This window comes from Blastopirellula sp. J2-11 (genome assembly GCF_024584705.1).
GTDB lineage: Bacteria > Planctomycetota > Planctomycetia > Pirellulales > Pirellulaceae > Blastopirellula.
On the sequence record NZ_CP097384.1, the window covers coordinates 5747401 to 5769282 of the forward strand.

Annotated in this window: 17 protein-coding genes; 15 read left to right on the forward strand and 2 right to left on the reverse strand. The window is 56.8% G+C overall.

The features are described 5' to 3' along the window. The first annotated feature begins 27 nt into the window (after positions 1–27). From M4951_RS22855 to M4951_RS22880, 6 genes are all read left to right on the forward strand, one after another. A complete protein-coding gene (locus tag M4951_RS22855; RefSeq protein WP_262023916.1) occupies positions 28–2472 on the forward strand; it encodes a DUF1592 domain-containing protein in 2445 nt (814 codons plus the stop codon). 31 nt (positions 2473–2503) lie between these two features. Next, complete coding sequence (locus tag M4951_RS22860; RefSeq protein ID WP_262023917.1) at positions 2504–3793, forward strand: DUF1552 domain-containing protein; 1290 nt, start codon at positions 2504–2506, stop codon at positions 3791–3793. Between the two features lie 287 nt (positions 3794–4080). Next, positions 4081–5088 carry a DUF1559 domain-containing protein gene (locus M4951_RS22865; protein WP_262023918.1) on the forward strand — a complete coding sequence of 336 codons (1008 nt, stop codon included), beginning with the start codon at positions 4081–4083 and terminating at the stop codon, positions 5086–5088. A 178-nt stretch (positions 5089–5266) separates the two neighbouring features. Continuing rightward, on the forward strand, positions 5267–6280 hold the full coding sequence (locus tag M4951_RS22870; protein WP_262023919.1) for a DUF1559 domain-containing protein: 1014 nt from the start codon (positions 5267–5269) through the stop codon (positions 6278–6280). 83 nt (positions 6281–6363) lie between these two features. Then, the gene (locus tag M4951_RS22875) at positions 6364–6795 is read left to right on the forward strand and encodes a hypothetical protein (RefSeq protein ID WP_262023920.1); all 432 of its coding nucleotides are present in this window, start codon (positions 6364–6366) and stop codon (positions 6793–6795) included. 42 nt (positions 6796–6837) lie between these two features. Beyond that, the gene (locus M4951_RS22880; protein WP_262023921.1) at positions 6838–7968 is read left to right on the forward strand and encodes an alpha/beta hydrolase family protein; all 1131 of its coding nucleotides are present in this window, start codon (positions 6838–6840) and stop codon (positions 7966–7968) included. Between the two features lie 54 nt (positions 7969–8022). Here the strand turns inward: M4951_RS22880 and M4951_RS22885 are convergent, their stop codons facing one another. Then, positions 8023–9219, reverse strand: coding sequence for a Gfo/Idh/MocA family protein (locus M4951_RS22885; RefSeq protein ID WP_262023922.1), 1197 nt, complete (start codon positions 9217–9219; stop codon positions 8023–8025). Between the two features lie 348 nt (positions 9220–9567). On the opposite strand from M4951_RS22885, the gene M4951_RS22890 reads away from it, so the two are divergent. The 4 genes from M4951_RS22890 to M4951_RS22905 all read left to right on the forward strand — a co-directional run bounded on the left by M4951_RS22890 (position 9568) and on the right by M4951_RS22905 (position 14137). After that, positions 9568–10434 carry a phosphatase PAP2 family protein gene (locus tag M4951_RS22890; protein WP_262023923.1) on the forward strand — a complete coding sequence of 289 codons (867 nt, stop codon included), beginning with the start codon at positions 9568–9570 and terminating at the stop codon, positions 10432–10434. An 11-nt stretch (positions 10435–10445) separates the two neighbouring features. After that, positions 10446–11588 carry an LptF/LptG family permease gene (locus M4951_RS22895; protein ID WP_262023924.1) on the forward strand — a complete coding sequence of 381 codons (1143 nt, stop codon included), beginning with the start codon at positions 10446–10448 and terminating at the stop codon, positions 11586–11588. A gap of 13 nt (positions 11589–11601) precedes the next feature. Continuing rightward, complete coding sequence (locus M4951_RS22900) at positions 11602–13200, forward strand: ArnT family glycosyltransferase (protein ID WP_262023925.1); 1599 nt, start codon at positions 11602–11604, stop codon at positions 13198–13200. Between the two features lie 160 nt (positions 13201–13360). Continuing rightward, positions 13361–14137, forward strand: a complete 777-nt coding sequence (locus M4951_RS22905; protein ID WP_262023926.1) for an FkbM family methyltransferase — start codon at positions 13361–13363, stop codon at positions 14135–14137. Between the two features lie 67 nt (positions 14138–14204). Here M4951_RS22905 and lepA read toward each other — a convergent pair whose 3' ends face one another. After that, positions 14205–16019 (reverse strand): translation elongation factor 4, encoded by a 1815-nt coding sequence (gene lepA / locus M4951_RS22910; RefSeq protein WP_262023927.1) that lies wholly within the window; start codon positions 16017–16019, stop codon positions 14205–14207. A gap of 332 nt (positions 16020–16351) precedes the next feature. Here lepA and M4951_RS22915 point away from each other — a divergent pair, with 332 nt between their 5' ends. From M4951_RS22915 to M4951_RS25680, 5 genes are all read left to right on the forward strand, one after another. Then, positions 16352–18058, forward strand: a complete 1707-nt coding sequence (locus tag M4951_RS22915; protein ID WP_262023928.1) for an aspartate:alanine exchanger family transporter — start codon at positions 16352–16354, stop codon at positions 18056–18058. A gap of 74 nt (positions 18059–18132) precedes the next feature. After that, positions 18133–18612 (forward strand): hypothetical protein, encoded by a 480-nt coding sequence (locus tag M4951_RS22920; protein WP_262023929.1) that lies wholly within the window; start codon positions 18133–18135, stop codon positions 18610–18612. 628 nt (positions 18613–19240) lie between these two features. Beyond that, positions 19241–20647: a hypothetical protein gene (locus M4951_RS22925; protein WP_262023930.1), complete on the forward strand. Its 1407-nt coding sequence runs from the start codon at positions 19241–19243 to the stop codon at positions 20645–20647. Positions 20648–20805: 158 nt separating this feature from the next. Next, entirely contained in the window at positions 20806–21306 is a 501-nt protein-coding gene (locus M4951_RS22930; protein WP_262023931.1) for a MarR family winged helix-turn-helix transcriptional regulator, read from the forward strand. A 55-nt stretch (positions 21307–21361) separates the two neighbouring features. Next, on the forward strand, positions 21362–21778 hold the full coding sequence (locus tag M4951_RS25680) for an REP-associated tyrosine transposase (protein ID WP_410050414.1): 417 nt from the start codon (positions 21362–21364) through the stop codon (positions 21776–21778). Positions 21779–21882 lie beyond the last annotated feature (104 nt).

The window sequence follows — 21882 nt, forward strand, 5'->3', positions numbered from 1 at the left end:
AGTCCTACCTTACGGCACTCCTACGCTATGTCGCGTTTTGATTTCGTCACAACCGATATGCGCAATTTCGGGCAATCTTTGCCGCGATTTGTGGTGATGTTGTTCGTCTTGCTGACGCTAGCGACCTCGGTATTTGCCGCGACTCCGGCGCCTCCGCAAACGCCGGCCGCGATTCGAAAGTTTGTCGCAACCAACTGTCTGGACTGCCATCAAGGGGCGACTTCCGAAGCGGGTCTCGATCTGGAGCAGCTTTCTTTTGATTTGAGCGACGAAGCGGTTCAAGATCGTTGGGTGCGGATCTTTGACCGGGTCGAGTCGGACGAAATGCCGCCGACCGAGTTTGGCGAGGCCGATGCCGATGAGAAGCAGAAGTTTCTCCGTGCGACGCGTACGCATCTCCGTCGCCAGCAACTTTCGCAACATGAAATCGCAGGACGCGTTCAAGCGCGACGACTGACCCGACTGCAAGTCGAACGCTCGCTGCACGATCTGCTCGGCATCGATATTCCGCTCACCGACTATTTGCCGGAAGAGTCTCGACCGAACGGTTTTACGACGGTCGCCGATGGACAGTCGATGTCGCACTTTCAATTGGCGGCCCATCTGCGAGCGGTAGACGCGGCGCTGGATGAAGCGTTTCGCCGCGCTCTCTCGCCCGAAGATGCGTATGTGCGCGACTTCGACGCCCAAGGAGTTTCGCGAACCAATCCGAAGCGACGCTGCCGCGAGCCTGAGATGCGTGACGGCAAAGCGGTGATCTGGTCGTCAGGTTTGATCTACTACGGACGGATCCCGGCAACAACGGCTCGCGATGACGGTTGGTTTCGCTTCCGAGTGACCGTCTCTGGCTTGAAGCCTCCAGAGACCGGCGGCGTCTGGTCGACGGTACGATCCGGCTTGTGCGTTTCGACGGCTCCGCTGCTGCAAGACGTGACCACCTTCGAAGCGATGGACCAGCCGAAGACGATCGAGTTTCAGACATGGCTGCCGAAAGGGCACATGCTGGAGATTCGTCCCGGCGACGACACGCTGAAAAAAGGCCGTTTCGCAGGGGGTCAAGTCGGTGTGGGAGAAGGGGAGTCGCAAGACCTGTCGGGAATCGCCTTCGATCGGATCACGATGGAGCGGATTCATTTGAACGGTGATGATGATCATGTTCGCAGCCTGGTGCTGGGCGACTTGAAGATGATTCCCAACAAAGATAAGAAAAAGCCGTTCCAAGTGGTCAGCAAGTCGCCGCGCGACGATGCGGCTCGCTTGATGTTGGCTTTCGCGCAGCGTACATTCCGTCGACCGACCTCGGCCACGGAGATCGCTCCTTATGTCGAACGCGTGCAAGCGGCGATTGATGACGGCGACGATTTTGTCAGTTCGCTGCGGATGGGTTATCGGGCGCTTCTTTGTTCGCCGCGCTTCCTTTATTTTTCCGAAGCGCCGGGCCCGTTGGATGATCATGCGATCGCAACGCGGCTTAGCTATCTGCTGACCGGCAGTACGCCAGATGAGCAGCTTCGCCGCTTAGCGGACGCCGGCAAATTACAGGATAAGGGAACGCTGCAAGCCGAAGCGGCTCGCTTGTTGAGCGGTGAGAAAGGTCACCAGTTTATCCATGACTTTGCGGCCGAATGGCTCGATTTGGATCAGATTAATTTTACAACGCCTGATCGAAAGCTGTATCGTGATTTTGATCCGATCGTTCAGCAAGCGATGCTGAGCGAAACTGAAGCATTCCTCGAAACGATGCTGCAAGAGAACCTGGGCGTCGACAAATTGATCGACGCTGACTTTACGTTTCTCAATAGTCGTTTGGCTCGTTACTACCACATTGATGGAGTCGAAGGGGATGAGTTGCGTCGCGTTACGCTTTCGCCAGAAAGTCATCGCGGCGGGCTCATCACGCAAGGCGCCATCTTGAAAGTGACCGCCAACGGATCGAATACATCGCCGGTGCTGCGCGGCGTTTGGATGTTGGAGCGAATCTTGGGGGATTCGGTTCCTCCTCCGCCTACCAACGTACCGGCAGTAGAACCTGATATTCGCGGCGCGACGACGATCCGTGAGCAACTGGCCAAGCATCGTTCGCAAGGGGATTGCGCCAGCTGCCATGTGAAGATTGATCCGCCGGGTTTCGCGTTAGAAAATTTCGACCCCGCGGGCCGATGGCGAGATACGTATATCAAGATGTCGGGAACGAAGCGGAAAACTGGCGCCGTTATTGACGCCAGCTATGTGCTGCCCGACGGCGAACAGTTTAAAGACATCGATGGCTTTCAAGCGATCACCGTCCGTAAACCTCAGAAGCTGGCGGCCTGCGTCGCCGAGAAGTTGCTGGTCTACGGAACTGGCGCACTGATCGCGTTCGCGGATCGCGACGCGGTGGAAGCGATCGTCGAAGAGACGGCGGCGGAAGATTACGGTTTGCGTTCGATCATCCAAGCGGTGGTCGCCAGTCCGTTGTTCTTAAGCAAATAACGTTCAAATTCAGCGAGAAAGTCGGTGACTTATGTCTGGTCAGGTTCACTTCAACTTCGGTAAAAAACTGAACCGCCGAACCGTCCTGCGCAGCGCTGGTATCGCGATGTCGATGCCGTGGCTCAGCGCCATGAATCAGGCCTTCGCCGGCAGCGACAAACCGGCGACGCCCAAGCGTTTTGTAGCGATGACCCTGGGACTAGGCCTGCACTCCGAAAATCTCTTTCCGAGCACGCCTGGGCGCGATTACGAAGCGCCGTTGTATCTGAAGCAGTTGGAAGATATCCGCGATCGCTATACGGTCATTTCGGGCGTTTCGCATCCCGGCGTCTCGGGCGGGCATCGCGCAGAAGCAAGCTTGCTAAGCGCCACGCCGATGGGGAGCGGCGCTCAGTCGCGCACGACAATCTCGGTCGATCAGCTGCTGGCGAAACACCTGGGCAATCAGACGCGGTTTCCGTCGCTCGTGCTTAGCTCGTCAGGCAGCAACAGCCCTTCCTATACCGAGAACGGCTCGATGATTCCGGCCGAAAGCTCGCCGGCGCGGCTCTTTATGCAATTGTTTGTGACCGATTCGCCGGCCGATCAGAAAAAGCAGGTCCATCGTGCTCGACAGGGGCAGAGCATTATGGATTTGGTCGCTGAAGATGCGCGAGCGCTGCAACGCGAACTGGGCGCCGGCGACCGAGATCGGCTAGACGCCTACTTCACTAGCGTGCGTGAATTGGAAAAGCGGATGGTCGAAGCCGAAGAATGGGCCCATCGCCCGAAGCCGAAAGTCGACTTCACCAAGCCGATCGACATCTCGAACCCCAACGACTTCATCGGCCGACAACGGTTGATGAGCGACATGGTTCGCTTGGCCCTTTCGACCGATTCAACCCGCTTCGTCTCGTATCACCTGGGCGGTTCCGGCGGAGTCGTGCCGATCGAAGGTGTCGACGAAGGCTATCACTCGCTCAGCCATCACGGACGTGACGAAGAGAAGCTGGCGCAGTTGGCGCTGGTCGAAGCGGCCATCGTTCGCGCTTGGGGCGACTTCCTGCGTGGGCTCGACAAAACCGAAGAAGATGGCGGCAGCTTGCTCGACAACACGTCGGTCTTGATGACCAGCAACCTGGGCAACGCGTCGAACCACGATAATCGTAACATGCCGGTCCTGTTCGCCGGCGGCGGATTCCGCCATGGCCAGCATCTCGCATTCGATCGGAAGAACAACTATCCGCTGCCGAATCTCTACCTCTCGATGCTGCAGAAGACAGGGCTGGAGATCGACCAGTTTGCGACCAGCACCAGCACGATGACCGGACTCGAAGGTTAGAGCCGTTTCCGAACTCGCGCAGCAGCGATAACTTGCTGCGCAGGTGCTGATCGCTTGTGCACTTTCCCGCTTGCAGCTTCTACCCCAAGCGAGCCCTCTCTCGCTGGCGGACAATGCGCATTATCGAAAGAGAATTGCGCGTTTACGCATGTTCCGCGCACTTTTCGCATGTTACTGTCAATCAGACGGTGAAAGCTGCGAAGGGACGCTTCTCAGGTTCGCCGGCGAACTGTTTGCTCATCGAACGCATTGATTCCATACTCTTTTCCCAATGCAGCGAGATTCCTATGAATTCGATTTGTCAGCGCTCCCGTGGGTTTACTTTGGTCGAATTGCTGGTGGTGATCGCCATCATCGGCGTGCTGATCGCCCTGTTGCTGCCGGCGGTTCAACAAGCGCGGGAAGCGGCGCGCCGCATGTCTTGCAGCAACAACCTAAAACAAGTCGGTTTGGCGGTTCACAACTATCATGACACGCATCTCAAATTGCCGATCGGCGCCCAGTACAACTGGCACTCGAACTTCCTGGTGCACCTGTTGCCGTTCTTGGAGCAAGGCAACATCTATGACCAACTGCAATTCAACAATGCGTCGGCGATGTTGTTCGATTCGACATCGATGACTGGATATCGATTGGCGAATTACGAGGTAATGAAAGGATTCAACGCATCGGCCTATCAATGTCCGTCGAGTCCGCTTCCAGAATTCGCCGAGAATCCCAATGGTCCGGTGGAATGCGGCACGACGTCGTATATCGGAGTCGCCGGCGCGCCAACCAACAGCACCACCGTGACTGATCCAACTGGGCAAGGGCGCTGCGTTTCATCCAGCAGCAGCGGCTACATTTGCAGCAACGGCGCCTTGATTCCGAATGAGTCGCTCCGAATGGCGCAAATTTCGGACGGCACGACCAACTCGGTGATCATCGCCGAACAGTCGAACTGGACGATTGATTCTTCCGGCAAGAACATCGATCAGCGAAACAGCAGTCGTCGCGGCGCTTGGATTGGCGCCAATTCAACCGAGTATCCCGGAAAAACCGCTTGGGGTTCGGGAATTTATTACAACATCTCGACCATTCGCTATGCGGTCGGTTTTCGCACGATTGCTTCCAGCAGCGGCGGCAATCATCAGACCGGATCCAATACGCCGATTCATTCGGCTCACCCCGGCGGCGCGATGGTGTTGCGCTGCGATGCAGGGGTCAGCTTTCTCCCTGACACGCTTGACTGGGAAGTATTACGCAATATTTGCATTCGAGATGACGGCAATGTGGTGGCCGGAAATCCGTTCTAACCCGTTCATTCGGATTTGGTTTCGTGTGGCGTCATTTTAGACCTTTGCAAGCCCTTCGTAGCAATTTTAATAGGAAACGCAGACTGAATGTTCGACGGATGAAAACCGGACATACGTCAGAAGTTCAGCTTCGATATTTTTTTCATACTTCTCGATTCATTGTTCAGTGAGACAATCAATGGTTACGCTTCGTTCTCATCCTCGCGGATTTACCCTGGTCGAGCTGCTCGTGGTGATCGCCATCATTGGCGTGCTCATCGCATTGCTCTTGCCGGCAGTGCAACAAGCGCGCGAAGCGGCGCGCCGCATGTCTTGCAGCAATAACTTGAAACAAGTCGGTTTGGCCGTACATAATTATCATGACACGCATCTAAAGTTACCGATCGGCGCCCAGTACTACTGGCACTCTAATTTCCTCGTGCATTTGCTTCCCTTTTTGGAACAAGGAAACATCTACGATCAGTTGGCTTTCAACAATGCGTCGGCGATGCTGTTCGATTCGACATCGATGACTGGATATCGATTGGCGAATTACGAAGTGATGAAGGGATTCAACGCGCCAGCCTATCAATGTCCGTCGAGTCCTTTGCCGGAATTCGCCGAGAACCCCAGTGGTCCGGTTGAGTGCGGTACGTCGTCCTACATCGGCATTGCCGGAGCTTCGACCAGCAACACAAGCGTAACCGACCCAACCGGCCAAGGAAGATGCGTCACCGGGACCAGCGGTTATGTCTGTAGCAATGGCACGCTGATTCCCAACGAATCGCTGCGACTCGCACAAATATCGGATGGCCTGACCAATACGATCATCATCGCCGAACAATCGAATTGGACCATCGACTCCAGCGGCAAAAACATCGACCAACGCAACAGCAGTCGCCGCGGCGCTTGGATCGGAGCCTATATAGAGGGCTATCCCGGCGGTACGAACGGCGCCGCATGGACCGGTGGGAACTATTACAACATCTCGGCGATCCGCTATGGGGTTGGCTTTCGTACCCAGGTTACCGGCAGCGGCGGCAACCATCAAACTGGGTCCAACACGCCGATTCATTCCGCCCATCCCGGCGGCGCCATGGTGTTGCGCTGCGATGCGGGAGTCAGCTTTCTCCCCAATACGCTTGACTGGGATGTGTTGCGCAACATTTGCATTCGGGACGACGGCAATGTGCTGATCGGCGGTTCCCTGTAATCGTCAGCGCAGCGCGCGACAACTTCGTTCAAGCCTTGTAACTTTCCGATCACCTATCCATCGATTTCCAGGAAACATATCGGATGTCCGCTTCTTCGTTTTCCCCGACTTATTCCAGCATACTGCTGCTCATTGCAACCGCGGTCTGTCTTACAGGCTGCAGCGGTGAGAATGCAGTACCGGTATCGGCAGTCGCTGGCAAAGTTACGTTCAATGATCAGCCGGTTTCCGAAGGGACCGTTAGCTTTATGTCCGATCAAGGTTTTGGCGCAAGCGCGCCGCTGGAAGCCGACGGTACTTATCAACTGCGTAGTCAGCATGGCGCCGGCCTTCCGCACGGCGCCTACAAAGTGATTGTTCAACCGAAGGAGGAAGAGTTTCTTGAAAGCGAGCGCGCGCCGCGGAAAACGCAATCCTCAGATATCCCTGCCAAATATCAAGAGTTCGCCACGAGCGGATTAGAGATCGTCATCGACGAAAAACCGCAGACGTTCGATATTCAACTGACGAAGTAGCGACTCCCGACTTCCTCTTCCTTCCGAAAGCCCTCGCCTGTCATGACTAGCATGCCGAGTTACTCGTTCATTCGCAGCGCGTCGCTGTTCGCCTTGTTGGTCGTTTCTACTCCTGCGTTGGTATATGCCGAAGCGCCAGCGGCGGCAAAAGAACCGAACAACGTCACGCACAGCTTTCAAAAACTTGCCGATACGATAGAGCCCGACCTGGCGTGGGATGCCGAGACTCCGGCCGAGCATGAAGCCTGGCGCAAGCAGATGCATGCGACGATCGTCGGCCTACTGGGAAAAATGCCCCAGCGCGTGCCGTTGGAAGTTGAGTGGGCGGAAGAAGAGAAGTTCGAGAAGTTCACACGCTACAAGATTTACGTGCGCACCGAGCCAACCTACTGGGCGCCGGTTTACTACTTTGTTCCGCACGCGCGAAAAGTGAAAGCCCCGGCGATTATCTGTCTGCATGGTCATAGCGGAATTGATCCTTATATTCGCCTCAACGAAGATGCGAAGCAGAAAAAGAAAACCGACGAGTCCGCGCTCGACTATGCCGTCTACATGGCCGAGCATGGCTATGTCACCGCGGCGATGGTCGTTCGCGGCTGGAACGAAACGCACGGACGACAAGATTCTGGCGTGAAGTCGCCGCCGCGCAGCTGTCATGAAATGAGCATGAACGCCTTCTTGATGGGGATGACGCCGCAAGGAATTCGTTGCTGGGATGCGATGCGGGTTGTCGACTTCTTGCAAACGCGTGATGAAGTCGACCCCGACAAGATCGGTGTCGGCGGGCTCTCGGGCGGCGGTACGTTGACGATGTATCTGCCAATCCTGGATGAGCGCATCAAACTGGCGATGATCGCCGGCGCCTTTTCAGAATACCGCACGTCGATCTATTCGATCCATCATTGCATTTGCAATTGCCTACCAGGCGTGATGCGGCATGGTGAAATGGCGGATGTCGTGGCGCTGTTCGCGCCGCGGCCGGTCTTGTTGATCAATGGAATTGACGATCCGATTTTCCCGATCGACGGGGCTCGCAACGGGCTCGGAAAACTCAAGCAGGTTTACGGCGTTCTCGGCGTCCCGCAAAACGTAGACGCTGACTTCTTCGACGGCGGACACGCCTGGTCCAACAACAAGACGCTCGACTTTTTGAATCAGCATTTTGGCGAGTAGCGCAGCAAAAAGCCGCACTGCTGGAGTGCGGCTTTTCTGCTTGACGGCAGCTGTCTAGCGACGAGCAGCCGCGTGCTTCAACGGCAGCCAGACGCCGTTTTCTTGGCTGCTGGCGACGCATTGCTGAATGAAGTACATCCCTTCGACACCGTCATAGATGTTCGGATAGATCGTATCCTTCTTCTCGAACGATTGGCCGAGCGCTCGCGCCGCCATCGCATCGTAAGTGGCGCGATAGACATTGGCGAAGGCTTCGAAAAACGCTTCGGGATGGCCGCTCGGTAGACGACAAGCTGCGGCGCCCATCTCGTTCATGTACGGAGCGTTCGGGTCGCGGGTATAGATCTTGTGCGGCTCGCCATTGGCGCGAACGATCATTTCGTTCGGATTTTCTTGTCGCCACTGCAGCGAACCTTTGGTGCCGTCGATTTCGATCGCCACATCGTTTTCACGGCCATGGCTGATTTGCGAAGCGGTGACCGTCCCCAAGGCGCCGTTCTCAAACTTGATGATCGCCGTGCCGTAATCGTCGAGGGCGCGCCCTTCGACAAAGGTCTTCAGATGACAGCTGATCTGTTCCGGCAACAGCCCGGTCATGTAGCGTCCCAGATTGTAGGCGTGCGTTGCGATGTCGCCAAAGCAACCGGCGGCGCCGCTCTTGGCGGGGTCGGTTCGCCAGGCCGCCTGTTTCTGATCACTATCTTCCAACTTCGAGCGGAGCCAACCTTGGATGTACTGGACGCGGATCGCGTTGATCTCACCCAGTTCGCCATCTTGAATCATCTGCCGAGCCTGACGAACGAGCGGATAGCCAGTGTAGTTGTGCGTGACTGCGAAGACCGAGTTAGAGCCTTCGACCACTTTCAGCAATTCTTCGGCTTGGGGCAGGTCAAACGTCATCGGCTTGTCGCACATGACGTTGAAGCCGGCTTCGACAGCCGCTTTGGCGATTTCAAAATGGGTAAAGTTGGGAGTTGCGACCGAAACGAAGTCGATTCGCTGATCCTCGGGAAGCGCATTCTCTTTTTCGAGCATCTCCGCGACGCTGCCGTAAGCGCGGGCTTCGGGAATGTCGTAGTCAGGCGCCGAGGCTTTCGCCTTCGCGGGATTGGAACTGAGAGCACCGGCGACCAGTGCGGCTCGATTGTCGAGAACTGCGGCCGTTGCGTGGACGCGACCAATAAACGAGCCAGAACCGCCACCGACCAGGGCCATGCGCAGCTTGCGGTTGAGATCTCCGTTGGTAGCCATGCTCGATTTCCTTCACTTACAAGTTGGGGGACATATGGGGAGTAGGCGGCGACGAGCCTCGTAAACTGCGTGTTTTATCAGATCGCAACGGTCCTGTCATTCCGGCAGCTGGGCGGGATTTCTGGGTGGCGTGAAATCGCGTGGTTTGGTACCGATAGGGCGACCATGATGCAAGCAGGTGATTCTTTGCTATCAAGCGGTGTCGAAATCGGTTGGTAAAGATTTGCGTTTTCGCAATATATGGCTGGCAATACGATTAACTTTAATTCCAAGACCCGTCGAGAAGATAAACAAGGAAGAGCAAGAAAATCGTGGTCCGCTGTCGCTGCTAGCATTGCTTGGGGTCGAATGTCGACGAACAAATCCAACCAACACAATATCGTGTTGCCGATCCATTCCGAGAAGTCGGCCTCTCGTGTTCCACAAACGCTTTTCGAGGCGGTTTGGCGCGAACGCTGGGTGATTCTCATGCCGCTGGCGATCCTTTTGGCGTTTACGATAGCCTGTTTTTGGCTGCCGATCGATATGTTTTGCTCCCACTACTTCTATTTGAGCAAGCTCGACGGCTGGGCTGGGGATTACTGGTTTTCTGAAGATTTGTGCTATACAGTCAGCCCGCTTCCCGGCGTCGTATTGGGAATTGGCGCGATCATCGTCTTGGTGATTGGTCGCTGGTCGCCGGAACTTGCCTCCCGACAGCCGATTGCGCGGTTCTTGCTGTGCGTCGTGATCGCAGGGCCGTTGATCCTGGTGAACGGGGTGATCAAACCGGCGATTGGTCGTCCGCGTCCCAATCAATTGGCCGCGTTCGGCGGCGAACGCCCCAACAACGTCCGCTATGTAGCGCCATGGCAACTATCGAAGACCGACGGCAAATCCTTTCCGAGCGGCCATGCTTCGATGGGCTTCCTCTGGATGGCGCCAGCATTTCTGTACTGGCGACGCAAGCATTGGTCGGTCGCACTTTGGTTGACGTTGGGACTTCTTTATGGGACGGCGATTGGATTTTTTCGCGTAGCGGTCGGGGCACATTTTCTCAGTGATATTGTCTGGTCGTGCGGAATTGTCTATTTTTCCGGCCTTGCTATGTACCTTCTCCTCGGCGGCTGGCGGACGGGCGCGTTCCAAACCCAGCAGTCGAACAAGGTAATCGAGATCACGGCCGCATCGGAAGCGGCTGCTCAGGGCCTGCAACCGGAAGCACAAGCGGCGTAGTCCGCGCGAATATGAGGACGATTCAAACCTACGTCGTGTGGGAGGTCTTCAAGATCTTCTTTCTCTGTCTGCTCGCCACCGTTCTGTTGATGGTGGTCGGGGGCGGCGTGAATGAAGGTCTCAAAAAAGGTCTGCCCCCTAGCATCATTCTGGGGATGATGCCGTACTTCGTACCGGAGATGCTGCGGTTCACGATTCCGGGCTGTTTGTTGTTCTCGATCTGCACCGTATTTGGCCGGATGTCGGCGTCCAATGAGATCGTGGCGCTCAAGTCGGCCGGCATCAATCCGATCGAAATCATCTGGCCCGTTCTGGTTGCTACTTACATCTTGAGCTTCGTCACCTTTGGGCTGTATGACGTCTGCGCCGGTTGGTCGCGACCGAATATGCACCGGATCATCATTCAATCGCTCGACGATACCGCGTACAGCATGCTCCGTACGCAAAAGTCGTTCAGCATGCAGGGCTTTTCGGTACGCGTCAAAGGGGTCGATGGGCGTCGTCTAATCGAGCCGTTCATCACCGTGCAAACGCCGAACGACGGTCCCGAGGTCACGCTAACCGCCGAAGAAGCCGAGTTAGAATCGAACCCCGAAACAGGCGCTCTCCAAGTCGTCTGCCGCAACAGTTTTATCGAGTCAGGAGACGGCACCAGCTTCTCTCAGGTCGAACCGTTCGTCCAACAAATCACGCAACTCGGGACGCTCGATCAAGATTTGAACAGCGCTTCGCCAGCCGCTTTAACCCTGCGACACATCCCTGCCCAGATCGCGCGTGAGGCGAAGCTGTTAGAAGACACGATCAATGCGCTGCACATGGGGGGCGATCCCGAGGCGATCGCCTATGCCGCCGAAGGTCACCAAAAACGACTCTGGCGATTGCAGGCCGAACGACAACGTCGACTATCGAACGGCCTCGGCTGCTTTTGCTTCGCCTGCGTCGGCATTCCGGTGGCAATGTGGCGGCGTACGAGCGACAACGTGACGACGTTCTTCCTCTGCTTCCTGCCGATTTTAGGCGTTTACTATCCGCTGTTGGTGACCGGCGAGACGATGGCCCGCGATGGAGTGCTGGCCCCGTATTCCGTTTGGTTAGCCGATGTGGTGCTGTTAGGCATCGGCGGATTGTTACTGTGGAAATTAAACCGCAACTGAGCGATTTATAGATATGACCGCGACGAACATGGATGTTCCGGCGACCGACGAGAAGCCCTTTCCTTGGCGCAATGCGACTTGGATGCTGATCGCTGGACTGTTGGCGTTTCGCATTCTCTATACGGCGTTTGTGCCGCTTGATTTGGTTCACGACGAGGCCTATTACTGGGACTGGTCGCGCCAATTAGACTGGGGCTACTATAGCAAGCCGCCGATGATCGCGTGGATTATTGCGCTCTCGACCAGCATCTTCGGCGATACCGAATTGGCGGTTCGCTTGCCGGCCGCCGTACTCGGCACGTTAGGTCTTGGATTCGTCTTTCTGCTGGCCGACCGGATGTTCAACGCTAAGTGCGGCTTTTTCGCCGTGCTGTTATCGGCCCTGACCCCGGGTAACGCCGCGCTTGGTCTGCTGATGACGATTGACGCTCCCTTCCTCTTCTTCTGGGTCGCTGCGCTCTATTTCCTCTGGCGCGCCTTAGAAGAAGACTCCAACACGTGGATCTGGTTTCCGCTGACCGCGGTGGCGATCGGTCTCGGCTTACTCTCGAAACAAACGACGTTTGGCTTTTTGGCGCTCGGCGGCTTATTTATCTTGATCAGCCGCAAGGATCGAGGCCAGCTGGTTCGACCCGGCTTATGGCTCTGCGCCATCACGGCGATCGCCTTTTTGACGCCGGTGATTATTTGGAACTCACAGCACGACTGGATTACGGCCCAACATACGTCAGAACATTTTCAAGCCGAACCGTTCGGTCCTGTCAAACGAATCTCGCTGGCGCTCGAATTTGTCGGCGGGCTCTTCGGCATCGTTTCGCCGGTGACCTTCTTCCTGTTCGCATCGCTGTCGTTTACCGGCTTGCTGTCGATCCGTTCGCTCGATCGTCGCGTGCAATATCTGCTTTGCTTCAGCGCTTTGCCGCTGATGCTGATCGTCATCCTGAGCTTGAAACAGCGGATCGAATTGAACTGGCCAGCGCCGGTCTTTCCGGCTGGGATTATCTTGTGCGTTGGTTGGGCGCTGCAAAAAGCGGAGATTCCCTTTCCTTTGGCGGCCGGTGCATTTCATCTGCGCCGAGCCGTTGTCGCCGGAGCAGTCTTTACGCTCGCGACGTACGCTTTGCCTTTCGCGCTGGGGATGTTCGGCCTGGTCGGCAGCAAAGTAGACCCGATCGTGCGTCTGCGCGGCTGGGAAGAGCTGGGACAGATCGTGGGCGAAGAAATCCAGAAGGCTGGCGTGAAGGATGACGCACTGATCATCACTACCGGAGGTCGCGTCTCGACAGCCGAACTGGCGTTTTACCTACCGAATCAACCCCACGTCTACAGCTGGAAGGCGGACGATCGGGTCCTTTCGCAGTACGACGTATGGGGTGGACCAACGCAAGTTGTCGGCCGCACGGCGGTGCTGGTGACTCCGGTCTACCAAACGGTGCCGCCGGAGCTAGCAGCCGCATTCTCCAGCGTCGTCAAGATCGGCCGCGTCACGGTGGCGATCAACGAAACGCGCAAGCATGAGTTTGATCTGTACCGAGCCGAAAACTTCGCCTATTGGCCTGGTCCGCAAAGCCCGACGATGGTCGCTGATCGCCCCGGCTCTCCGTCGCGTTAGCAGCGTTTCCCGGTTTTGGAAGTCGCTCTAGGCGCAACGACCAGCACTTCTTAGTATTCGCCGTCGCCCCAAAACTGGGGAAGCAATAGCTCGTTGCGCTACACGTGAAGCACAACGCGATAATCCTGTTAGGATTCGACGCGAAATGGAGAAAAATCCGATGACCCTCTATCAACATCTCCACATGCTGGCCCGCTGCTGGCGCTACCGGTTGCGATCGGAAGCGGCCGATATCGCCCAGCTCTCGCGACTCGATCTGAAAGGCTCCACCGCAATCGATATCGGCGCCAATCGGGGCATCTACTGCTATTGGCTCAGCAAGTTCGTCGGCCCGCAAGGGAAAGTGATCGGCTTTGAGCTGCAGCCTGAATTGCACGACGCGCTGCAAGGCTTCAAACGACGCAGCTCGCTGCATAACGTCGAAATCGTCATGCAGGGGCTTTCCAATCAAAGCGGGCTGGTTCGCATTCTGCGTGACTATGCAGGATCAACCGGCGCCCACATCGGCGAAACGACGACTACCGCCGCTCCTACGGAGATTCCCGCTGGCTTCGGCCAGCTTGCTCGCCTGGACGACTATTGCCGCGAGCACAACGTGCAAAACATCGGGGTCATTAAGTGCGACGTCGAAGGGCATGAACGCCAGGTTTTCGAGGGCGCCGAAGAAACGCTCCGCACGCAGAAACCGATCTTGCTATTTGAAGCGTTCAAGCCCGAAATCGAGCAGGGCGGCTTGTTCGAATACCTAGAGAGCCTCGGCTATACCGGCTTCTTCTGGAGCCAAGGAAAACGCTACGACGCCTGTGATTACGCGAAAGCGCCATTCCGTCGACCGACGTGCATCCATCGCAATTATTTCTTCACGCCAACAGCGGAAGCGACCCAGCTTCGACCAACAGCCGTACGGCACGCGCGATCCTATCCGGTGTCGGCGTAGAGACCAAAACCAGGCGGAAAAACGTACTTCAAAATGCGCGGTCTACGAAGAATGCTTGCTGACGGCGCTACTTTTGGTCGTCGCCGGTTTCGAGCACCGCCATAAAGGCCTTTTGCGGGATATCGACCGAGCCGATCGACTTCATCCGCTTCTTGCCTTCTTTTTGCTTCGCCCACAGCTTGCGTTTGCGAGAGATGTCGCCGCCATAACATTTGGCCGTGACGTTCTTGCTGAGCGCTTTGACCGTTTCGCGAGCGATCACGCGCGTTCCGATCGCCGCCTGAATTGCGATCTCGAACATATGACGATCGATTTCGCTTTTCAGCTTCTTCACGACGGCACGACCACGCCGATCGGCGTCGGCCCGGTTGCAGATAATCGATAAAGCGTCGACCCGCTTACCGTTGACCAGCATATCAAGACGCACCAAGTCGGCCGGCACGTAATCACGGATTTCATAATCCATCGTGCCGTAGCCGCGTGTGGCGCTCTTTAGTTTGTCATGCAGGTCATAGATCACTTCGGCCAGCGGCAGGTCGTAAACAAGCATCGCCCGCGTCGGCGACAAGTACTCGGTCCGCACTTGCACGCCGCGACGCTCGGTGCATAGCTGCATCACCGGGCCGATAAACTCGCTCGGCTGCAACAAGCTGACCCGCACGATCGGCTGCAGAAATTCTTCGATCTCACCAGCGTCTGGGACGTCCTGAGGTTTGTGAATCTCAACCTCTTGTCCCTTCTTGTTGATGATATGGTACGTCACGTTCGGAGCGGTCTGCACCAGATCGACGTCCGATTCTTGCTCAAGTCGTTGCTGCACAATTTCCATATGCAACAAGCCGAGAAAGCCGCAGCGGAAACCAAATCCTAGCGCGTCGCTCGTTTCCGGCTCAAACACAAAACTCGGATCGTTGATCCGCAACTTGTTGAGCGCGTCACGCAGTTGCTCAAAGTCTTGTCCATCCGACGGATAAAGCCCGCAGAAAACCATGCGCTTCGGCTCTTGATAACCGGCCAGCGGCTTCGCGGCGTCGGGTCCCGGGATACTAACCGTATCGCCGATGTTGACCAACTCCAGCGACTTGATGTTGCAGATCAAATAGCCGACCTGGCCGGCGCACAACTCGTCGGTCGCCCGAGGCGTAGGAATAAACTGACCGACTTCCGTCACGTCATGGGTCGTTTCGCCGCGGAGGAAGCGAATCTTGTCTCCCTTTTTCACGGTGCCGTTCATCACGCGGACATAGGTGACAGCGCCGCGGAACTTGTCGTAGTGCGAGTCAAACACCATCGCCTGCAATACTTCATCGCGTGAACCGACTGGCGCTGGAACCGTTTCGATAATCGCGGCCAACAGTTCTTCGACGCCGGCGCCTGTCTTGCCGCTGATCGCCTGGACTTCGTCGGGATCGATCGCGAGCGTTTGCTCCATCTCTTCGATCACCGCGGCAGGGCGAGCGTGATTCAGGTCGATCTTGCTCAGGCAGGGGATGATCTTCAGATCATGTTCCATCGCCAAAAAAGCGTTGGCGACCGTTTGGGCTTCAACTCCTTGGAACGCATCGGCCAACAACACCGCGCCTTCACAGCAGCTGAGGGAGCGCGACACTTCGTACTGAAAGTCGACGTGGCCCGGAGTATCGATCAGGTTGAGTTCGTACTCGCGCCCTTTGTACTTGTACCGCATCGCGACCGCTTTCGCTTTGATCGTGATGCCTCGTTCGCGCTCCAGATCCATCCCGTCTAGCAGTTGCTCTTTCATCTCGCGCAGCGTCACCGTGCCGGTTTTTTCCATCAGACGATCGGCGAGCGTGCTTTTGCCGTGGTCGATATGGGCGATGATGCAAAAGTTGCGAATGTATTGTTGTTCGATCGAGGCCATGGATGATCCGTACGAAACTGAGTGCCGCAGCAGCCGACATCGGCGAGCGGCGTCTGTTCTGATTGCGCCCGGCAAGAGCCGGCCGGCGCATAGCGACTCCCATCGCTGTGGGGAGAATGATTCATTATACACGTCAGGCCGGCTTGGCCGATAGGCGGACGTAGAAGCCGCGTCAGGGATCCATCCGGCGGTTTAGGAGAGTCAAATCACCCACAATCCCCCATAGTGGAGCCGCATGGAGAAAGAGAGGTCGCACCAACGACATCAGTTGCTTGGAGCGGTACAGTAGAAAGCGTTTCACGGTTATCTCCGCAACATCCAGAGCAGCCACCATGTTTCCGACTAGCCGTCGATGCGGTCCCCGATGGGCGATTTGCGCGTTGACCGCCGCCAGCACCGCTTTTCCCTGCGCCGTGCTGGCGGCGACCAGCGAGTCCGCTACAGCGCCGACGCCGATCAGCGTCCCCAGCATTCTGGCGCTTGCCGGCGTTATCGCGATCGGATTGCTAGTCGGACAGATTTCGCTGTTGGGACTGACGCTCGGCTCAGCAGCCGTCTTGTTTGTCGGGTTGGTCGCCGGTCACTTCCAAATGCATGTACCGGCCGGAACTGGTGAGATCGGCTTGGCGGCGTTCGTCTATTGCGTCGGCTTGGGCGCTGGTCCCACCTTTTTCCGCTCGCTAGTTCAAGATGGCCGCACTTTGGCGCTGTTGGGCGCCGTTATCGTCACCAGCGGCGCAACCACGGCCTGGATTGTCGGCAAAGCGTTGGGACTGCCGGCCGAACTGGCGAGCGGGATCTTCGCCGGCGCGATGACCAGTACGCCAGCGCTGGGCGCGCTGACGACAGCACTGCCGAACAGTCCTGACGTGGCGGTCGGTTTTGGCGTCGGTTATCCGTTTGGGATTATCGCCGTAGTCGCGTTTGTGCAGGTACTGCCCAAACTGCTGGGGCGCGACTTGAAGTCGGCCGCCGCCGGCGATCCCACCGCCGCGGCTTCGCAAATCGTGCGGAAGCTGGTCGAAATTCGGAATCCGGCGATTGTCGGCAAACGCCCCGGCAGCGTCGCCATGCTCGAAGCGACCAATTGTCAAACGCCGCGCGTGCGGGTCGGAGACACCCTTCGCCCCACGCCGCACGACTTTCAATTTGAACTCGGACAGCAAGTGCTGCTGGTCGGCCCCGAGGGACGCCTGGCGGTGGTGCTGGACATGCTGGGAGCCGAAGTCGAAGGCGCCGACCAACTGCTGCTCGACGCCGAACGCCAGCGCCGCCAAATCGTCGCGACTTCGCCCGAAGTCATCGGGCATTCGCTGAAAGAACTGCGATTGCTCTCGAAGTACGGCGTGACGATCACGCGGATTCGTCGACACGAAGTCGAATTCGTCCCTTCGGCGATGACCAAGATTGAGTTTGGCGATCAGCTGACCGCGGTCGGCACGCCGGAAAACTGGCCCGAAGTCGAACGCTTGGCGGGACATCGCCCAACGGCGCTCGACCAATCAAACATTTTGTCGCTGGCGGTCGGCTTGCTGCTGGGAATTGCTCTGGGCATGCTGCCGATTTCGATCGCCGGTCTCTCGATCCAGTTGGGCCTGGCCGGAGGTCCGCTCATGGTCGGACTGATCTTGGGGCACTTTGGGCGACTCGGCCCCTTGGTCGGCCATTTGCCGCGCCCTGCCCGTATGCTGCTGATGGAGACCGGCCTGGTTCTCTTCTTAGCGAGCGCCGGCGTTGCGGCCGGCGGCGACTTTGTGACGGTGCTGCAAAAGCAGGGCGTTTGGCTCTGCGTTGGCGCCGCAGCTGTTGCGATCGTTCCGCTGACGGTCGGCTTTCTTTTGGCCGAATACGTGATGAAACTACGACTACTGAAATCGCTCGGCGCGATCTGCGGCGGCATGACATCAACGCCGGGCCTAGCCGCGATCACTTCGACCACCGACGCGGCGGAACCGGTCGTCGCGTATGTCGCCGCCTATCCGATTGCGCTGGGGCTCGTGACGATTTTGGCGCCGATGTTGGTGGAGTTTTTGCGGTAACACCGGCAGTCTGTACGCTAGACTTTCTCAAGCAACAACGCCGCATTCACACGTTATCCCCCGATAGGCCCCGCATGTACGTCGATGAGTTACAGGAGCGATTTACCTCGCAAATCGCCAGTACGCTCGGTATCAAAAAATTGACGCTAGGGCGACAGACGACATCGCAAGTTCCCGATGCAGAGAGGATTGAGATTTTTGGATATTGGCTCATTACCGTCCAGGGCCTCTTTGTCGCCCGTGTGATCCAAGCCTCCTGCTCAACGATCTTCTGGGGAACGGGAGACAAGTTAGACTCGATCGTTCGAGAAGCAGGTGATGAGCTCGATCTGGACCAAGCGATCCTCCATCCCAATCTCGCGTCCGGAGAAGATGACTCTCCGATCATGCTAGACGGCGAAGGCGACTCGCCCGACTATTGCCGTGTTGTCGTTGTGAATTGGAAAGGACACGCCCAGTACGAAATCCTGGGCGCCAATTCGTGCTCGCGATCTGCAGTAGTGGAGCGATTCTTAGAATTTCGCACCATTCTGGAAGGCGAAGGAGCGCTCTAGCCGATCCGGTTCCTCACTCAATCGAATCAGGTTGAATCGTGCATCTCGCGGAAACGAAGCTACGCCTCTCTCGATCGTTCCTGAGCGAACGCTTCGCGGCGCCTAGGGCGATTAAATGGCTGTTTACCAGCGACAACTTGGTTGCAGAATCGCCACATCGATGCTGCTGACGACCCAACGGGGGACGTTCTCGTTCATTCCGTCGCGATTGTCCGCCGCCTATCGCAATCGCTTCTACAGTGCGAAACCATCGCTCGCGTGTTGACGTTTTTCAACGCACGATGATTCTGCGAAACATTGTCGATTGGGTTGAGTTGCCTGCGATGCTATCACAAGCTGCAACGATTGCTTTGAAAGTATCGATAAAGCGCTCGGTCGAGAGTGTGAAAAACTTGAAAGAATTTCTAGTCTCGTAAAGCACGATGACGTATGATTTTCCAGCGATTAAGCGACCCGAGCTGCAAAATAATCCGTTTGATAACGGCGCTGAAATCTGGCAATCTCTAGTAACGAGTTGCCTGTACTCAGGCCGCCCGGCGACGGACTTGCCGCGGCTCGTCAAGCGAGAGGGACTTTGCCCAGAGAACCTCTGGTCGTTTTGATGACCCCCGGTTGAGGAACCGAAACCATGAATCACATGCTCTTAAAATTCGTCTTAGCGGCGCCATTATTGGTCGCCGCCGCGTCGCCGACCTTCGCCCAAAGCTGCGAGCCTTGCGGCGGACCTTCGTACAAAATTATTCAACAGACGGTCTACGAAGATCAGCCCGTCACGGTACGTCGCCTGCAGTACCAAAAAGTCGAGATCCCGAAAGAGGTCACGACCTATCGCCCTGTCTGGGAAACGGAGATGCGCGAACGACGTTATACCGTCGCCAAGCCGATCACCGAAACCAGCGAGCGTGAAGAACGCTACAAGGTGATGAAGCCGGTCTGGGAAGAAGAGATTCGCGACCAGAGCTACAACCAGGTTCGCTACGTCGAAGAGACGGAGATGCGTGAGCGCCGCCAAACGGTGATGCGTCCGGTTTGCGAGACGCAATATTACGAACAACAAATTCGCGTCCAGCGTCCTGTGACCGAAACGGTCATGCAAACGCAGACCACCGTCCAGTACACTCCCAGCACGACGCTGCAAACGCAGTATGTCAACCAAGGACAATACGTTAACCAAACGGTCTACGAACCGGGCCCGACCCGCAATCGTCTCCGTTGGACCGGCGGAACCAACTACGTCGATCCGGTCACCGGCCGCGCGATGTACGATCGCCCCGGCTTGCACTGGGTTCCAGAGCAACGCCCCGGCACCTATCAACAGGTTCAGACGTACGTCCCCAGCGTTGTCGCTCAGCAAGTTCCGGTCACGACCTATTTGCCGCAGCAAGTGACGCAGCAGATTCCGGTGCAGCGCATTCGCTATGATGAAGAAATCCAGGTTCAACGGATTCCGTATCAAACCACGCGTTACGAATCGGTCGAACAGGTTCAGCAATATCCGGTCACCGTCCGCAAGCCGGTCGTCGAGCGGATCGAAAAGAAAGTGCCGGTGAAAGTTTGTCGCTGGGTCGAAGAAGAACAGGTCCGCAAGGTCCCGATCACCACGACCCGCATGGTCTACGAAGAAAAAGTGGAGCAAACGCCGGTTCGCGTCCAAAAATGGGTCGCCGAGACAAGCACCGTTGTCGAGACCAAACTAGAGCCGGTCTGGACCGAGCAGCAGATGGTCAAACGGACTCCTCGTGTCGTCACGATGCGTGTGCCGCTCGATTCGTACGGCAATGTGATCGTCGCTGCTCCGGCGCCGACCATCACTTCGTACGCTCCGATCGCTCCTTCGATTATCACCCAAAAGGCGCCGACCGAAGCCAAGAAGCCGGCGACTGCTGAGCAAGAAGAATCAGAAAGCCCGATGGAAGACGTCGATCAGGGGGGCCCGATGGCTCCGCTGGATGACGCTCAAAGACCGAGCCTGACCGACGAAGCGCCGAAGGATAGCGATCCGACCGGTACGCCTTCGCTCGACAAGCCGCTCTAAACGCAGGGCCAATCGCCGAACTTACAAGGCCGACCGCACTAACTTGCGGTCGGCTTTTTTTATGCGCCATCGGTCGTTCGCAGCGCGGTTGGCTTGACAGATATGGTTGTGAGAACAATTATTGTTCGTGCGATCATTTCTCTTCGGAAGCCGTCGGCGTGCCCAAATCAATCCTCCAACAGCAACTGAAAAAGTCAGCGCCGTTCGACTCCTTACCGCAGGAGACGTACCTCAACTTGCTGCGCACGCACAACATGGTCGCGGCGGCGCCTAGCCAATTGCTGAAGCAGCATGGTCTTTCGAGCGCCCAATACAACGTCCTCCGCATTCTAGAAGCGGCCGATGCGCCAGGACTTCCCTGTCTCGAAATCGTCAGTCGCATGGTGACGCGCGTGCCAGACATCACACGGCTGATCGACCGCCTCAAAGAGGCCGGTCTGGTGTCGCGAACCCGTTCGCAAACCGACCGCCGCGTCATCCGGATCAAGCTGACCAAAAAGGGATATGCGCTGATCGAAGAGTTGTCAGAACCGCTGGTCGACATCCACCAACAAAACCTCGGGCACATGACCAAAGCCGAATTGGTCGAGTTGAATCGCTTGTTGGTGAAGGCCCGCGAAGCGGCGGAGTCCGGAAAAGTAGGTCAGGCCTTGGCCTGACGAAAATGGGGTCGGCCCCTGGGGCGCCTGTCTCTCATCCAATAGGATCTGAAACTTGCCCAACTACCGACGTTTCATCGAACCCGGCGGAATATATTTCTTCACGTTGGTCACCTCCAACCGACGACCAATCTTCCCAGACATGCGAGCAAGAATGCTGCTCGGCGATTGCCTACGCCAGTGCCGGGAGACTCGTCCATTTCAGGTTGAAGGAATCGTACTTCTTCCAGACCACCTTCATGCGATTTGGCCGCTGCCTCCGAACGACAACGAAAATTCCAAGAGGTGGTCGTTCATCAAAAGCGAATTCACCAGACGATGGCTCCAGTCTGGCGGCGTTGAAATGAGAGTGACAAGCGCCAGCCAACGTGAAAGGCGTCGCGGAGTTTGGCAACCTCGTTTTGGGAGCACCTCATTAGCGATGAAGAGGATTTTGAGCGACATTTGGATTACATTCATTACAATCCTGTGAAACATAGCGATGTGAAATGTCCACAAGACTGGCCTTCCTCCAGTTTTCATGACTGGGTTGCAAAGGGGGTCTATGAGAAGAATTGGGCGTGTGGAAACGGCTCA

Coding starts and splice junctions, on each gene's coding strand:
- M4951_RS22885 (WP_262023922.1), bottom strand. CDS start 9,219: ATGGCTACCAACGGAGATCTCAACCGCAAGCTGCGCATGGCCCTGGTC.
- M4951_RS22875 (WP_262023920.1), top strand. CDS start 6,364: ATGTCCGCTTCTTCGTTTTCCCCGACTTATTCCAGCATACTGCTGCTC.
- M4951_RS22925 (WP_262023930.1), top strand. CDS start 19,241: ATGAATCACATGCTCTTAAAATTCGTCTTAGCGGCGCCATTATTGGTC.
- M4951_RS22900 (WP_262023925.1), top strand. CDS start 11,602: ATGACCGCGACGAACATGGATGTTCCGGCGACCGACGAGAAGCCCTTT.
- M4951_RS22880 (WP_262023921.1), top strand. CDS start 6,838: ATGACTAGCATGCCGAGTTACTCGTTCATTCGCAGCGCGTCGCTGTTC.
- M4951_RS22860 (WP_262023917.1), top strand. CDS start 2,504: ATGTCTGGTCAGGTTCACTTCAACTTCGGTAAAAAACTGAACCGCCGA.
- M4951_RS22915 (WP_262023928.1), top strand. CDS start 16,352: ATGTTTCCGACTAGCCGTCGATGCGGTCCCCGATGGGCGATTTGCGCG.
- lepA (WP_262023927.1), bottom strand. CDS start 16,019: ATGGCCTCGATCGAACAACAATACATTCGCAACTTTTGCATCATCGCC.
- M4951_RS22855 (WP_262023916.1), top strand. CDS start 28: ATGTCGCGTTTTGATTTCGTCACAACCGATATGCGCAATTTCGGGCAA.
- M4951_RS22905 (WP_262023926.1), top strand. CDS start 13,361: ATGACCCTCTATCAACATCTCCACATGCTGGCCCGCTGCTGGCGCTAC.
- M4951_RS22865 (WP_262023918.1), top strand. CDS start 4,081: ATGAATTCGATTTGTCAGCGCTCCCGTGGGTTTACTTTGGTCGAATTG.
- M4951_RS22895 (WP_262023924.1), top strand. CDS start 10,446: ATGAGGACGATTCAAACCTACGTCGTGTGGGAGGTCTTCAAGATCTTC.
- M4951_RS22920 (WP_262023929.1), top strand. CDS start 18,133: ATGTACGTCGATGAGTTACAGGAGCGATTTACCTCGCAAATCGCCAGT.
- M4951_RS22890 (WP_262023923.1), top strand. CDS start 9,568: ATGTCGACGAACAAATCCAACCAACACAATATCGTGTTGCCGATCCAT.
- M4951_RS22870 (WP_262023919.1), top strand. CDS start 5,267: ATGGTTACGCTTCGTTCTCATCCTCGCGGATTTACCCTGGTCGAGCTG.